14 protein-coding genes and 1 pseudogene are annotated in these 14,150 nt (G+C 59.8%); 10 read left to right on the forward strand and 5 right to left on the reverse strand.

The window, feature by feature from the left end:
* Positions 1-58: 58 nt before the first annotated feature.
* Positions 59-491 (forward strand): annotated as a pseudogene (locus FZZ92_RS04820) (RNA recognition motif domain-containing protein).
* 81 nt (positions 492-572) lie between these two features.
* Here the strand turns inward: FZZ92_RS04820 and FZZ92_RS04825 are convergent.
* Positions 573-1,481, reverse strand: a complete 909-nt coding sequence (locus FZZ92_RS04825; protein WP_226422721.1) for a phytoene synthase — start codon at positions 1,479-1,481, stop codon at positions 573-575.
* 3 nt (positions 1,482-1,484) lie between these two features.
* Positions 1,485-2,903: a 15-cis-phytoene desaturase gene (gene pds / locus FZZ92_RS04830; RefSeq protein WP_226397374.1), complete on the reverse strand. Its 1,419-nt coding sequence runs from the start codon at positions 2,901-2,903 to the stop codon at positions 1,485-1,487.
* 88 nt (positions 2,904-2,991) lie between these two features.
* On the opposite strand from pds, the gene FZZ92_RS04835 reads away from it, so the two are divergent.
* The gene (locus FZZ92_RS04835; RefSeq protein WP_115094927.1) at positions 2,992-3,339 is read left to right on the forward strand and encodes an NAD(P)H-quinone oxidoreductase subunit M; all 348 of its coding nucleotides are present in this window, start codon (positions 2,992-2,994) and stop codon (positions 3,337-3,339) included.
* Positions 3,336-3,968, forward strand: a complete 633-nt coding sequence (locus FZZ92_RS04840) for a DUF3172 domain-containing protein (RefSeq protein WP_226397375.1) — start codon at positions 3,336-3,338, stop codon at positions 3,966-3,968. The genes FZZ92_RS04835 and FZZ92_RS04840 overlap by 4 nt, the downstream gene beginning before the upstream one ends.
* Here the strand turns inward: FZZ92_RS04840 and FZZ92_RS04845 are convergent.
* Positions 3,959-4,948, reverse strand: a complete 990-nt coding sequence (locus tag FZZ92_RS04845; RefSeq protein ID WP_115094925.1) for a LysR family transcriptional regulator — start codon at positions 4,946-4,948, stop codon at positions 3,959-3,961. The genes FZZ92_RS04840 and FZZ92_RS04845 overlap by 10 nt on opposite strands.
* Positions 4,949-5,029: 81 nt before the next feature.
* On the opposite strand from FZZ92_RS04845, the gene FZZ92_RS04850 reads away from it, so the two are divergent.
* The 6 genes from FZZ92_RS04850 to FZZ92_RS04875 all read left to right on the forward strand — a co-directional run bounded on the left by FZZ92_RS04850 (position 5,030) and on the right by FZZ92_RS04875 (position 12,203).
* Positions 5,030-5,761 carry an NnrU family protein gene (locus FZZ92_RS04850; RefSeq protein ID WP_226397376.1) on the forward strand — a complete coding sequence of 244 codons (732 nt, stop codon included), beginning with the start codon at positions 5,030-5,032 and terminating at the stop codon, positions 5,759-5,761.
* Between the two features lie 34 nt (positions 5,762-5,795).
* On the forward strand, positions 5,796-7,805 hold the full coding sequence (locus FZZ92_RS04855) for an NAD(P)H-quinone oxidoreductase subunit 5 (protein ID WP_226422722.1): 2,010 nt from the start codon (positions 5,796-5,798) through the stop codon (positions 7,803-7,805).
* 93 nt (positions 7,806-7,898) lie between these two features.
* Positions 7,899-9,536 carry an NAD(P)H-quinone oxidoreductase subunit 4 gene (locus FZZ92_RS04860; RefSeq protein ID WP_226397378.1) on the forward strand — a complete coding sequence of 546 codons (1,638 nt, stop codon included), beginning with the start codon at positions 7,899-7,901 and terminating at the stop codon, positions 9,534-9,536.
* Positions 9,537-9,603: 67 nt separating this feature from the next.
* The gene (locus FZZ92_RS04865) at positions 9,604-9,987 is read left to right on the forward strand and encodes a lipopolysaccharide assembly protein LapA domain-containing protein (RefSeq protein WP_226397379.1); all 384 of its coding nucleotides are present in this window, start codon (positions 9,604-9,606) and stop codon (positions 9,985-9,987) included.
* 87 nt (positions 9,988-10,074) lie between these two features.
* Positions 10,075-10,977 carry a segregation/condensation protein A gene (locus FZZ92_RS04870; RefSeq protein WP_226397380.1) on the forward strand — a complete coding sequence of 301 codons (903 nt, stop codon included), beginning with the start codon at positions 10,075-10,077 and terminating at the stop codon, positions 10,975-10,977.
* Positions 10,978-11,024: 47 nt separating this feature from the next.
* Complete coding sequence (locus tag FZZ92_RS04875) at positions 11,025-12,203, forward strand: NDP-sugar synthase (protein WP_115024437.1); 1,179 nt, start codon at positions 11,025-11,027, stop codon at positions 12,201-12,203.
* On the opposite strand, the gene FZZ92_RS04880 is transcribed toward FZZ92_RS04875, so the two are convergent.
* Positions 12,184-13,089, reverse strand: coding sequence for a methylenetetrahydrofolate reductase (locus FZZ92_RS04880; protein ID WP_226397381.1), 906 nt, complete (start codon positions 13,087-13,089; stop codon positions 12,184-12,186). The genes FZZ92_RS04875 and FZZ92_RS04880 overlap by 20 nt on opposite strands.
* Positions 13,090-13,156: 67 nt before the next feature.
* Between FZZ92_RS04880 and FZZ92_RS04885 the strand changes: the two genes are divergently transcribed.
* Positions 13,157-13,435 (forward strand): response regulator transcription factor, encoded by a 279-nt coding sequence (locus tag FZZ92_RS04885; RefSeq protein ID WP_226422723.1) that lies wholly within the window; start codon positions 13,157-13,159, stop codon positions 13,433-13,435.
* Between the two features lie 208 nt (positions 13,436-13,643).
* On the opposite strand, the gene FZZ92_RS04890 is transcribed toward FZZ92_RS04885, so the two are convergent.
* Positions 13,644-14,150 carry a CYTH domain-containing protein gene (locus FZZ92_RS04890; protein WP_226397382.1) on the reverse strand — a complete coding sequence of 169 codons (507 nt, stop codon included), beginning with the start codon at positions 14,148-14,150 and terminating at the stop codon, positions 13,644-13,646.

A 14,150-nucleotide genomic window follows, 5' to 3' on the forward strand; every position in this document is an offset into this window, starting at 1 on the left:
ACTTTGCAGGTGTCAATGATGACGGTCAGACACCGACAGATCGCATTTTCTTTCCTTCATGAGCATCCGCCTGTACATCGGCAACCTGCCGCAGACCTTTGAAGAACAGGAGCTGGTGGCTCTGCTCAAGTCAGTGGGAGAGGGGATTCGGTTCAAGTCGGTTCTCGACCGCGAAACCGGCAGCTGCCGTGGATTCGGCTTTGCCAATGTCGATGACGCCAAGGTCGCCGATGCAGTGATCGAACAGCTGAACGGCAAAGAGTTCGGTGGCAGCTCCCTGCGGATCGAGCGTTCCGAACGACGGGAGAAACAACGCCGGTGGCAACCGTCGTGGCGCCCCCAATGCTGCAGGACAGCCTCAAGTGGCCCGCAAAGCGGTGAACAAGGTGGTTCACAGTGACGAGAAGAGCGAAGGCGCTCCCGACCCCCGCTGGGCTGGTGAGCTGTCCAAGCTCAAGGACCTGCTGGCCGACCAGAAGACGGCAGTCTGAATCCGTTAGCGATCTGGTTGAGCAAAACGCTATTCAGCCCCTGCCGGTTTTACTGGCAGGGGTTTTTTGCTGACTCGAACCTCAGCGTGCCTGGGCCAGGAGGAACGAACGCGGCAGATCGAGCAGCTTGTTGACCTTGGCCACGTAGGCACGGTGATTGAACACGTCGTAATCGACGCGTTCAATCTCATCCAAGATTCCCCGATAGAGCCGTAACGACGTCCACACCGGCCAGCGCGCATCGGCGGAGAGCCAGCGCACCCCGGCTTCAGAACGCGCAAACCAGTCGCGGGCCCGCTCCAACTGGAATCGCATCAAGGCACGCCAGGAACTGTTGAGCGTTCCTGCCATCAACTCATCTTCTGAATATCCGAAGCGCTCGAGGTCTTCTTGCGGCAGATAGATACGACCGCGGCCCCGATCTTCACCCACATCCCGAAGGATGTTGGTGAGCTGGTTGGCGATCCCCAAAGCGACGGCAGCATCGGATGTGTCTGGGGAGTCACTCCAGGGAGCTGAGGTGTACGCCTGATCGACACCCATCACTCCCTGGGTCATCAGGCCAACGGTGCCAGCAACGCGGTAGCAGTAGAGCTTGAGGTCCTCGAAGCGGGGATAGCGGGTCCAGGTGAGGTCCATCCGCTGTCCCTCAATCATGTCGAGATAAGGCTGGATGCCCTGGGGAAACCGCTCCAGGGTGTCCACCATCACCGCATCCAGATCGTCCTCCACCCGTCCGGCGAACAAGGCCCGGGTTTTCTCCTCCCAGCGGTCGAGCCGCTCAGCAAGCTCCTCCACAGGACGCGCCTGAGCCTCAGCGCTATCCATCAACTCGTCCGTACGACGGCACCAGACATAGATCGCCCAGATGGCACGCCGCTTCTCTGGGGGCAGAAGCAAGGTGCCGATATAGAACGTCTTGGCCCACTCAGCGGTCTCCCGACGGCAGGCCTCGAAGGCTGCGTAGAGATCCGGGGAGGCGAGGGGCATGGCTCAGGCCGTCACGGGCTCACTAGACGAGGTTGATGATGCCAGCTGACCTGTCTTGCGGTCCACCGCACCGGCGCAGAGCTTGCCACTCAGCACGGCGCCTTCCATCGATGCGAGATAGCGCTGCATTGTGTAATCCCCGGCCAGGAAGAAGTTCTTGATTGGGGTGGTCTGATCGGGGCGCAACTGCTGACAACCAGGGGTCGTTTTGTAGACGGACAAAGGGGTCTTCACGACCTTGTATTTGCGCAGTGTGGCGGAATTTTCACCACCAAAATGCATCGGGAACAGCTTTGTGAGCTCGCCCATGGTGGCCTCGATGATCTCTTCATCAGGACGACCGATCCAGTCCTTGGCTGGCGCGAACACCAGCTCGAGCATTGACTTGTCGGGGTCTTCATACTCCCTGCAAGTGATGCTCATGTCGGCGTAGACGCTGAGCAGGGGCGACCGGCTGAACAACAGATGGTCGATATCGGTGAGCTTGCGATCGAACCAGAGGTGCAGGTTGATCACGGGCACACCACGCAGACCATCGAGCTTGCTGAAAACCTCCATCTGCTTCCAGGGCTCGGGCAAGAGCAGCTTGAAGGGATCAACAGGCAATGCGCTGACATAGGCATCAGCGGTGAGATCGAAGCTCTCCTTGCCCTTCAAGCCGCCAATATGGAAGGCCGCTACAGAACCATCCTCATTGAGCTTGATCTCCCGCAGGGGACTATCGAGGTGCACTTCCCCTCCGAGTGATTCGATGTGCTCGACCACCGGCTGGCAAAGCCGCTCCGGGGGCGCGCCATCGAGGAAAGCCATCTTGGAGCCGTTCTTCTCCTGCAGGAAACGATTGAGCGCTGTGAGCACAACCGTGGCAGAGATTTCATCGGGATCGATGAAATTCAGCGCCTTGCTCATCGCTAAGAACACTTCATCGTTCACCCGCTCGGGAATGTTGTGGACCCGCAGCCACTCGGTCCAGGAATACTTGTCGCACTCTTCGACATACCCCTGACCCCGGAGCATCGCAGGCACAAGGCCCAGGCCGAAGCTGATTTTCTCAGGCCAGCTCAACATGTCGTTGTTTCCCAGGATCGCGGCCACACCATTCACAGGGGCTGGCAGATCAGGAAAATCAAAGCGGCTGTAGGTGCCTGGTTCCTCCTGCTGATTGAAGATCATCGAGTGGCTCTTCCACTGCAGCCGGTCTTCGATGTTCAGCTCTTTAAAGAGCTGCAGCATGTTCGGGTAAGCGCCGAAAAAGATGTGCAGGCCGGTCTCGTACCAGTCGCCGTCTTCGTCTTTCCAGGCTGCGACCTTGCCGCCGAGAACATCCCTGGCTTCGACAACGATCGGCGTGTGGCCGGCATCCGCCAGATATTTGGCACAGGAGAGTCCTGCAAGACCAGCTCCGGCAATAGCGACGCGCATGCGGCCGTCTCAAAAGTGAAACCAACCTTAAAAGGGCTTGCCCCCCGTTCGCTTCTTAAAGTCGTGACAGCTTTCTAGTGGGCGCGTCTTGGCTGACACCCTTCTCAAGTGCACCACCCGCCACGTGCGCCTGTTCACAGCGGCCCTCCAGGATGAGGATCTCGTTCCTTCGGACGACCAACTCACCTTGGATCTGGATCCCGACAATGAATTCCTGTGGGACGACGCCAGCCTCACCAAGGTGCAAGGACGCTTCAAGGAACTGGTGGATGCCGCGGCCGGCGGCGAACTGAGTGACTACACCCTGCGCCGCATCGGCACCGACCTGGAGGGATTTATCCGGCAGCTGCTGCAAGCAGGAGAACTGAGCTACAACACCGATGGCCGTGTGCAGAACTTCTCCATGGGCCTGCCCCGCACCCCTGAACTGTTGTGACCCGCTCGCGGTACGACCGAGGTAATCGCGGACCACGGGACAGCCGTTACGACCGGTCTGAGCGGGATCGCTACGACCCCCCGCAGCGTGGTGGATACGGGCGACCACCAGGTCCCCCACCGGGAGGTGGATCTCAGGGCCCCTTCCAATTCAGCACCCTCACCGTTGCTGTTTTGGCAGGCGTTCTTGTGGTGGGGATCGGCATCGGAAGTGCTGTCACCAGCACGACTCAAGGTGACCAGGGCAACATCGCCAGTTCCCAGCAACTGGACATGGCTGTGCCAGACCCGGAATTCTGCCGGCAGTGGGGGGCGAGCGCCTTCGTCATGGACATCGAGATGTACACAACGCTCAACCCTTCCAGCAGCTTCGTGACCCAGCCAACGCTGCAACCGGGTTGCGTTATCCGCCGGGAAAACTGGTCGGTGCTGCGCAAGGAGGGGGCCATCAGCTCCGAGCAGGAGCGTGAATGCAAACAACGGATGAATACCTTTGCCTACATCGGCTCTGTGCGGGACAAACCCGTGGTGCGCTGCGTTTACCAAACCGACATCACTCAGAACAAATTCCTGACCCGTGGCGTGGCTGACGACTCGGTCGGTTTGACCCCAGAAGCAGATCAGTTCTGAATCAGCGGCTCCCCCATCACCTCAGGCACAGCTTTTGGTGCCTGGCGTATGGGGCTGTCGGCACTGGCAAAGACAGGTAAGACGTCATTGCGAAAGGCCACCGAGGCCCGTGAGCAGTAGCGGGCGGGATGGGTGATCAGCTTGAGCTGGCGCCGCACCTGCAGATCGGCCACTTGAGGGCGGTGAATCGTTCCCGCCGATAACTCCCGCTCAATCGACACCACGGGAACAAAGGCGGCACCAAGGCCCGCCTGAACTGCATTCTTGATCGCTTCAAGCGAATTCAGTTCCATGTCGATGCGCAGGCGCTGCACATCCAGGCCGGAGCGGGCCAGGAGCTGATCGACCATCTTCCGGGTGGTCGATTGCGCATCCAGGCAGACGAAGCCCAGGCGATAGAGGTCTTCCTTGGTGAGTTCAGCCAGTCGGGCCAACGGGTGCTTCACCGGCAGCACAAGCGCGAGCTCGTCACTGGCGTAGGGAACCACCTGCAGCAGTTCATTGAGTTCCGCCGGCAATTCACCGCCAATGATGGCCAGATCGATCTGGCCATTGGCCACACTCCAACCGGTTCTCCGGGTGCTGTGGACCTGGAGCTGCACCGATACCTCCGGGTATTTCTGGCGGAACAAGCCGATCATCCGAGGCATCAAGTAAGTGCCGGTGGTCTGACTCGCACCGACAATCAGGGAGCCACCTTTGAGGTTGTGGAGATCATCCAAAGCCCGACAGGCTTCATGGCACTGGCTGAGGATGCGGTCGCAGTAACTCAGCAGCAAATGGCCGGCTTCCGTCAGCTGTGCCTTGCGCCCGCCGCGATCGAACAGCGACACCTCCAATTGCTTCTCCAGGTTCTGGATCTGAAGGCTGACGGCGGGCTGGGTGACGTAAAGACTGTCGGCGGCTTTCTTGAAGCTGCCCTCGCTAACAATCGCGCGAAGGATCCGCAGTTGGTCGAGGGTGAACGGCAGATCGGCCACCGCGGAACACCCGGGGGAACGTTTGAAATTTAGGACTGCCGGGGCCGCCAGCCAGAATCACGCCCTTCCCAGGCAGCCCCTATGGCCTCCACCCACCACAGCAGCATCGTGATGTTGGTGCTGCTGATCCTGTTTGCGGTGATTCACAGCGGTGGAGCAGCCCTGCGCACCCGAGCTGAGGCCGTGATCGGAGCACGGGCCTGGAGACTGATTTTCGCCGCGGCAAGCATTCCCTCGGCCGTGGTGGTGATCGGATGGTTCCTGGCCCATCGCTACGACGGGGTGCGGCTGTGGAATCTTCAAGGCGTCCCCGGGATGGTGCCTGTGGTGTGGATCGGAACAGCCGTCAGCTTCTTCTTTCTCTACCCAGCCACCTACAACCTGCTGGAGATCCCGGCGGTGCTGAAACCGCAGGTGCGTCTTTACGCCACAGGGATCATCCGCATCAGCCGGCATCCGCAGGCCATCGGTCAAATTCTCTGGTGCCTCACCCACGGCCTCTGGATCGGCAGCAGCTTCATGCTGGTGACCTGCGTGGGCTTAATCGGTCATCACATATTCGCCGTCTGGCATGGCGACCGGCGTTCGAAAGCTCGCTTCGGTGAAGCCTTTGATGAACTCAAGGCCAACACCTCCATCGTGCCCTTCGCCGCGGTTCTGGATGGACGCCAGCAGCTCCAGTGGCAGGAATTCGTCCGACCCGCGCAACTCGGCATCGCCATCGCCGTCGGCATCTTTTGGTGGGCCCATCGCTTCATTCCGACCGCTGCAGGGTTGATGCGCAATTCAGCACTCCAGAACCTCCTGGGCTGAGCTGCCTACACTCGCTTCAACCTGCTGCTTGCGGATGCCCTCGGCCGAGGAACTCGCCTGGCTCATTCCCGTTTTGCCCCTGTTCGGCGCCGTGCTGACCGGGTTGGGATTGATCAGCTTCAACCGCACGATCAACCGATTGCGCAAACCCGTTGCGCTGCTGTTGATTTCCTGTGTCGGTGCAGCTGCGGTACTGAGCTACAGCATCCTGTTCAACCAGCTCAATGGGGCCCCACCGGTCGAGCATCTATTCGTCTGGGCCAGTGCGGGCAGCTTCGTTTTGCCGATGGGCTACGTGGTTGATCCGCTTGGGGCCGTAATGCTCGCGCTGGTCACCACCATCGCCCTGCTGGTGATGGTGTATTCCCATGGCTACATGGCTCACGACAAGGGCTATGTGCGCTTCTTCACCTACCTGGCTCTGTTCAGCAGCTCCATGCTGGGGTTGATCATCAGTCCCAATCTCCTGGAGATCTACGTCTTCTGGGAGCTGGTGGGCATGTGCTCCTACCTGCTGGTTGGCTTCTGGTACGACCGCGATGGTGCCGCCCATGCAGCCCAGAAAGCCTTTGTGGTGAACCGAGTCGGTGACTTCGGCCTGCTACTGGGAATCCTTGGCCTGTTCTGGGCCACCGGCAGTTTTGATTTCCAGGGCATCGCCGATGGTCTGCAGAACGGCCTGGCCAATGGAACGGTGGCCCCATGGGCAGCACTGCTGCTCTGCTTGCTGGTGTTCATGGGTCCGATGGCCAAGTCGGCTCAGTTCCCACTCCATGTCTGGCTGCCCGATGCCATGGAGGGTCCGACACCTATTTCAGCCCTGATTCACGCCGCCACGATGGTGGCTGCAGGGGTGTTCCTGGTGGCCCGCCTCGATCCGCTGTACGCCCAATTCCCCATCATTCAAACGGTGATTGCCGTCGTCGGCACAATCACCTGCTTCCTGGGGGCCTCCATCGCCCTCACCCAGATGGACCTCAAGAAGGGGCTGGCTTACAGCACCGTCTCCCAGCTCGGCTACATGATGCTGGCCATGGGTTGTGGAGCCCCGGTTGCTGGCATCTTTCACCTGGTGACTCATGCCTTCTTCAAGGCCATGCTGTTCCTGGGTTCTGGCTCCGTGATCCACGCCATGGAAGAGGTGGTAGGTCACGAGCCCGTGCTCGCCCAAGACATGCGTCTGATGGGTGGCTTACGCAAAAAGATGCCAGTCACCTCGATCACCTTCTTCATCGGTTGCATCGCCATCAGCGGCATTCCTCCCCTGGCTGGCTTCTGGAGCAAAGACGAAATCCTTGGTCAAGCCTTCAACAGTTACCCCCTGCTGTGGGTGGTGGGCTTCATGACTGCGGGAATGACGGCCTTTTACATGTTCCGCCTGTACTTCCTCACCTTTGAAGGGGAGTTCCGCGGCAACGACACCGCCATGCAGACCCAACTGCTCACGGCAGCTGGCAAGGATCCTGCGGAACACCATCCCCATGGCGGCAGCGTGCACGAGTCCGCCTGGCCCATGGCCGCACCCTTGGCGGTGTTGGCGGTGCCTTCGGTGCTCATTGGTCTTCTCGGAACACCCTGGAACAGCCGCTTTGCAGGGCTGCTGAATCCTGAGGAAGCTCTCGAGATGGCAGAACAGTTCAGCTGGGGGGAATTCCTGCCACTGGCTGGGGCTTCAGTGGCTATCTCCGTCGCGGGCATCACCCTGGCTGTTCTGGCCTATGCCCTGCATCGGATCGATCTGGGTGAAATGGTGGCTGGCCGCTTCCCCACGGTGAATGCCTTCTTCGCCAATAAGTGGTATCTCGATGTGGTCAACGAAAAGTTGTTTGTGCGAGGCAGCCGCAAACTGGCCCGAGAGGTTCTCGAAGTGGACGCGAAGGTTGTTGATGGTGTTGTCAACCTCACCGGACTTCTCACCCTCGGAAGCGGCGAGGGTCTGAAGTATCTCGAGACCGGACGCGCTCAGTTCTATGCCCTGATCGTGTTCGCTGGAGTGATTGCTCTGGTGGTGCTGTTCGGCGTCATCGGCGGGCCGATCTCTTAAGTCTCAATCGGACATGTGTGTCATCGCCTATCGAGGTGATGACACAGCGCCCATGATTTCTACGATCCAACCAGTAAGGGTCGGATTCACAGCGTGTTCGAATTCGCAGTCGCCGGACTTGGCGACCCGGTGCAGGCCACAGTGCCATGGCTGAGCCTATCGATCCTGGTTCCGATCGTGGGTGCACTGCTGGTTCCTCTCGTTCCCGATGAAGGGGACGGCAAAAAGGTGCGCTGGTATGCCCTGATCGTGACGCTGATCACCTTTCTGATCACCGTTGCGGCGTACCTGACCGGCTATGACCCCAGCCTGAGTGGCCTGCAGCTGTCCGAACGGGTGAGCTGGCTGCCCGATCTGGGGCTCACTTGGGCGGTTGGAGCGGATGGGCTCTCGATGCCGCTGATTCTGCTCACCAGCTTCATCACAACCCTGGCTTGCCTGGCTGCTTGGCCGGTGAGTTTCAAACCGCGCTTGTTTTATTTCCTGCTGCTGGCCATGGACGGCGGCCAGATCGCCGTCTTCGCGGTGCAAGACATGCTGCTGTTCTTCCTGGCCTGGGAGCTGGAGCTGATCCCGGTGTATCTACTTCTGGCCATCTGGGGCGGCAAGAAACGCCAGTACGCAGCCACAAAATTCATTCTCTACACCGCTGGCAGCTCCCTGTTCATTCTTTTGGCCGCCTTGGCCATGGGATTCTTCGGCGGTGGCACCCCCAGCTTTGAGTACACCGCTCTTGCCGCCAAGGACTTCGGCACGGGCTTTCAACTGCTCTGCTACGCCGGGCTGCTGATCGCCTTCGGCGTGAAACTGCCGATCGTGCCGCTGCACACCTGGCTCCCGGATGCCCATGGCGAAGCCACAGCACCGGTGCACATGCTTCTGGCCGGCATCCTGCTGAAGATGGGGGGCTATGCCCTGCTGCGGTTCAACTGCGAACTGCTGCCAGCGGCCCACGCTCAGTTCGCACCGCTGCTGATTGTGCTGGGGGTGGTCAACATCATCTACGCCGCCCTCACCTCTTTCGCCCAGCGCAACCTGAAGCGAAAGATCGCCTACAGCTCGATCAGCCACATGGGTTTCGTGCTGATCGGCGTGGGCAGCTTCAGTGCCCTCGGCACCAGTGGCGCCATGCTCCAGATGATCAGCCACGGGTTGATCGGGGCCAGCCTGTTCTTCCTCGTGGGTGCCACCTACGACCGCACCCACACCCTTCAGCTGGATGAGATGGGGGGCATTGGCCAGAAGATGCGGATCATGTTCGCGCTGTGGACCGTTTGTGCCCTCGCATCCCTGGCTCTGCCAGGCATGAGTGGATTCGTCAGTGAATTGATGGTGTTTGCAGGTTTCGCAACCGATGAGGCCTACACCCTGCCCTTCCGCGTGGTGATCTGCGCACTGGCCGCTGTTGGCGTGATTCTCACGCCGATCTATCTGCTCTCGATGCTGCGGGAGATCTTCTTCGGCAAAGAGAAGGAGGAGCTGGTGTCCCACACCAACCTGGTGGATGCGGAGCCGCGTGAGGTGTACATCATCGGTTGCCTGCTGGTGCCGATCATCGGAATTGGGCTCTATCCCAAGCTGATGACCGACAGCTACCGCAGCTCAATTGAAGCCCTGGTGAACCGAAACCTGGGCGCCATGGAGCAGGTGATGTCACCAACGGCCCCCTTGATTCGAGGCCAAGCAACGGTTCCGGCAGTGATCCAGGCCCCCATCGTGGGCACTTCATAAAACACGTATCGATTCTTGTTCGGGAGCTACCAACTGTCCGTAAGTTGAATTGTCGCTCCTCCAGAACATGCGCCAGATCAACTTCGGCCTGATCTTCTCCTTTGGATTGATCACCGTGTTTTTCACGCTGGCGAACACCAACGCAACCACCGTGCATGTGTTGCCAGGCATGGAATACACCCTGCCTCTTGCCGGTTTGTTGCTTCTGGTGGCTGGATTCGGTGCAGTAGCGGCGTGGTTTTTTGCCGCCTGGACGGGAATGCTCAACAACGTGGATCAATTCTCCAAAGCCAACGAATTTGAAGCGCAGCAGGTGCGCATCCAAGAGCTGGAAACCGACCTCAACCGCTATCGCTCCACCGTTGAAACCCAGTTGGGTCTCCTCCCCGCCGCCACCGTGACCGCCAGCGCTGCCGAAGGTGATGAATCCGGCGACAACTCGGCCGACTGAGGCCTGATCGCGCTGATGAATCGCTGAAACAGCCCCCTGGCAGCAACCGTTTGCGCCCGATACCTTGCCGGAAGAGGGTGAATTGACTTGCTCCAGGTGGCTCCCAACGACGGCGCTGATGCTGGAGCCCGCCTCGCGATCCGGCTGTTGCAGAACGCAGCGGAGAGTGGAGATCTCGATCCGTGGGATGTCGATGTGATCGCTGTCATCGACGGATTTCTGGATCAACTCAGACAACGCATCGAGGTTCCCGGTCAGGTGGCTGCCGTCTTGGCCGGACGGGGCGGCAGTTATGAACGGGACCTAGCCGAAAGCAGCGAAGCCTTTCTGGCCGCCTCTGTACTGGTGGGGCTCAAAGCAGAAATGCTCGAGGCCAGCATGCTGCCTCCCGCCCCGGAGATCGAAGACCACTTCGACGCAGACTTTGATGAGCAGGGCTGGCTTGATCCCGCCTTCGATCTGCCCCGACGGCCGGAGAAGCACCTGCTGCGGCGGCCCGTCGCTCCACCGCCATTAAGACGCCCCGTCACCCTTGGGGAGCTGATCGAACAACTGGAATCGATCGCAGAGCAACTGGAATCGGACGAACTGGAGGCGCGACGGCGGAAACGGCAGAAGCGCTACAGCAACCGTGAAGCCATCGCCCAGGTCGCTGGACTGGCCCACCGCGAAAAACTCCCGGAAACCACCGCAGCGCTGGGGGTGTTTCTCAACGGTTGGGAGACTGCCCTGGACTGGGTGGGCTTCGATCAGCTCGTGGAGCGTTGGGAGGTCGCCGCAGCCGCTGACCTTGACCGTGACCGAGTCGGGGTGTTCTGGGCTCTGCTGTTTCTCTCCTCCCAAGGCCGGGTTGAACTCGAGCAGGAGGGCTGGCTTCACGGCCCCTTGCGACTGAAATTCATCCCTGCCAGTGGCACCGCGACACAACTACCGATCCGCAGCCTTCAGGTGCCAGATCCGTCGCCGACCCGGACAGTCGTGGCGGCTTAAGACCGGGTCTATGGTCACTACCTTGTACTGACCCCCGTGAAACGCCAATGAAGGCGATGATTCTGGCGGCTGGCAAGGGGACGCGGGTTCAACCGATCACGCATGTGATCCCCAAGCCGATGATTCCAATCCTGCAGAAGCCGGTGATGGAATTCCTGCTGGAACTGCTCAAGGAGCACGGTTTCACCGAAGTGATGGTGAACGTCTCCCACCTCGCCGAAGAGATTGAAAATTACTTCCGAGATGGCCAGCGTTTTGGCGTTGAAATTGCGTACAGCTTCGAAGGACGGATTGAAGACGGAGAACTGATCGGCAACGCGCTGGGATCCGCCGGCGGACTCAAAAAAATCCAAGACTTCCAGCACTTCTTCGACGACACCTTCGTGGTGCTCTGCGGTGATGCACTGATCGATCTTGACCTCAGCGAAGCGTTGCGTCTGCACCGTGAGAAGGGTGCCATCGCCAGCCTTGTCACCAAGCGGGTCCCCAAGGATCAGGTGAGCAGCTACGGCGTTGTGGTCACGGATGACCAGAACAGAATTTCAAGCTTTCAGGAAAAACCCAGCGTTGAGGAAGCCCTCAGCGACACCATCAACACCGGCATCTACATATTCGAGCCGGAAATCTTCGAGCACATCCCCTCGGGTCAGCCCTTTGACATCGGCTCTGATCTGTTCCCGAAACTGGCCGAGCTCGGGGCACCCTTCTATGCCATTCCGATGGATTTCGAATGGGTGGATATCGGCAAAGTTCCCGACTACTGGCAAGCCATCCGCAGTGTGTTGATGGGCGATGTGCGTCAGGTCGGAATCCCCGGCAAGGAGGTGCGCCCCGGGGTTTACACCGGCCTGAATGTGGCCGCCAACTGGGACAAAATCAACGTCTCCGGACCCGTTTACGTGGGCGGGATGACCAAAATCGAAGACGGTGCAACGATCATCGGACCCACCATGATCGGCCCGAGCTGCCACATCTGTGAGGGTGCCACGGTGGACAATTCGATCATCTTTGACTATTCGCGCATCGGCGCCGGCGTCCAGCTTCTAGAGAAGCTGGTGTTCGGCCGCTATTGCGTGGGCAAGGACGGCGATCACTTCGACCTGCAGGAAGCATCCCTCGACTGGTTGATCACCGACGCCCGGCGTCAGGATTTAGTGGAACCGTCCCCCCAGCAGAAAGCCATGGCTGAGCTGCTGGGTACAGATCTCACCCAGGCAGCGAGCTGAGTCCGGCTCGATCCAAAATCATCGGGATACGCTCCTCCGCCTTGATCGCCATCAAGTGCACACCACTGACGATGCCGAGATAACGCTTCACCTGCTCAGCGGCGATGGCCACCCCCTCCATTGCGGGATGCTCCGAACACTCAAGCCGATGGATCAATTCATCGGGGATGCATGCCCCGGGCACAACACGGTTAATGAACCGGGCATTCTTGGCTGACTTCAACAGAAACACACCGGCCAACACCGGCAGACCCAGGGGCGCAGCCAGCTCATGCTGAAAGCGCTCAAGAGCTGAAGGATCCATCACCATCTGGGTTTGAACGAAGCGGGCTCCCGCGGCCTGCTTGCGATGCAACCGGCGCTGTAAACCGCTCCAGCTCCTGGATTGCGGATCAGCGGCACACCCGGCGAACAGCGTGGTCTCCCCGTCCGGCAGGGTGCCCTGAACGGGATCGACACCGCTGTTGAGAGCCTGCACCTGCTGCAACAGCTTCACAGACTCGAATTCATTGACCGGACGCGCATCCGCCTGGTCTCCCGCGCGCACCGGATCTCCGGTGAGACACAACAGATTGCGGATCCCCAACGCGTGGGCCCCAAGGAGATCAGCCTGCAAGGCGATGCGGTTGCGATCCCGACAGGCCATCTGCAAGACGGGCTCCAGACCGGCCTCAAGCAGCAACTTGCAGGACGCCAGGCTGCTCATGCGCATCACGGCCCGGCTGCCATCGGTCACGTTCAGCGCATGAACGCGGCCCCGCAGCGATTCAGCCATGGACAACATATGCGTCGGATCCGCACCACGAGGCGGCATCACCTCGGCCGTGAGGACCTGATTGCCGGCCTCAATCGCGCGCTGAAGCGCCGTCCTCAAATCCCGTTCCATTTCACCGGCCCACTATGCAGGATCGGAGCAACGGTCCGGACTAGCATGACGCCATCGGTGGTCACTCATGTCCTCCCTCGACGGAATTGATCCCCTTGAGATCTCCCTCTCAGCCAGGGAGGTCGAGATCATTGAACTCGTGGCAGAAGGACTGACCAATCAAGAAATCGCCGACCGTCTCACCATCAGCAAACGAACGGTCGACAACCACGTGAGCAACGTGTTCACCAAAACCGGTTCCAAGAACAGGGTTGCTCTACTCAACTGGGCGATGGACAACGGCAAGATCTGCCGGGACGGCTTCAATTGTTGCGTCCTTCCAGAAAACGATCCCCCCTCACCCTGATGGTGGAGATGACAGGTTCCGGAAGACTTTGCAAGGAGCTGGGACCGACAGGAATCCGAAACAAGGTGGCGTATTCGAGGCAAGCCTCAACACTTGATCCCGCAAAACGGAGCATTCCAGTTGTGTCGTAAAGACCCACCACTGGAAACGATCACCGATCAGAACCCCTCAAAGCTAAAGGAAATCTGAAGATAAATCCAGCCCGGCCTTAAATCCAGCCCAAACGGCATCGATCCTGCAGCGGCCAAGCCTGAATCGGGTGCTGCGACAGCACCGCATTGCTCCAACGGGACTCCCCTGTGATCTCCTGACCGCACCAGGGCGGAATCACCAGGTCAACCTGAGCCGATGCAAGCTCCACCTCCGCCAGCACCAGGGGCGCATTCTCCCCCTGAAAACAATCCACAACCCAGTCTCCACCAGGGCAATCCAGCTGATGACGGACTTTTTCCAGACGGTGCGGAGCCAGATCCCAGAGGGCCTCGGCATCCGCCACCGGAATTGGATATTCGAACTCGTGGCGTACCAGACCAACGGCATCAGCAGCAGCTTTAAGGGTGAGCCAGGCCTCATCCCTTCCGCGCAGTCGCATCCGGACCGTCACCCCCTCAGCACTAGCGGCCAGGTACCCCTGTCGTAGGGCCTGCCCGGGGCCGGCACTGCTGCGCCAGGCGTCAGAACGCACCAGAAAACGTCGTTCGATCTCCAGAGCCAT

It is taken from the genome of Synechococcus sp. MU1611, assembly GCF_020514255.1.
Taxonomy (GTDB): domain Bacteria; phylum Cyanobacteriota; class Cyanobacteriia; order PCC-6307; family Cyanobiaceae; genus Parasynechococcus.

Excerpts from the sequence above, each read along its gene's own strand:
- FZZ92_RS04825 (WP_226422721.1), bottom strand. The coding sequence starts at position 1,481 with ATGCCCCTCGCCTCCCCGGATCTCTACGCAGCCTTCGAGGCCTGCCGT.
- FZZ92_RS04850 (WP_226397376.1), top strand. The coding sequence starts at position 5,030 with ATGGCCTCCACCCACCACAGCAGCATCGTGATGTTGGTGCTGCTGATC.
- FZZ92_RS04885 (WP_226422723.1), top strand. The coding sequence starts at position 13,157 with ATGTCCTCCCTCGACGGAATTGATCCCCTTGAGATCTCCCTCTCAGCC.
- pds (WP_226397374.1), bottom strand. The coding sequence starts at position 2,903 with ATGCGCGTCGCTATTGCCGGAGCTGGTCTTGCAGGACTCTCCTGTGCC.
- FZZ92_RS04875 (WP_115024437.1), top strand. The coding sequence starts at position 11,025 with ATGAAGGCGATGATTCTGGCGGCTGGCAAGGGGACGCGGGTTCAACCG.
- FZZ92_RS04880 (WP_226397381.1), bottom strand. The coding sequence starts at position 13,089 with ATGGAACGGGATTTGAGGACGGCGCTTCAGCGCGCGATTGAGGCCGGC.
- FZZ92_RS04890 (WP_226397382.1), bottom strand. The coding sequence starts at position 14,150 with ATGGCTCTGGAGATCGAACGACGTTTTCTGGTGCGTTCTGACGCCTGG.
- FZZ92_RS04855 (WP_226422722.1), top strand. The coding sequence starts at position 5,796 with ATGCCCTCGGCCGAGGAACTCGCCTGGCTCATTCCCGTTTTGCCCCTG.
- FZZ92_RS04865 (WP_226397379.1), top strand. The coding sequence starts at position 9,604 with ATGCGCCAGATCAACTTCGGCCTGATCTTCTCCTTTGGATTGATCACC.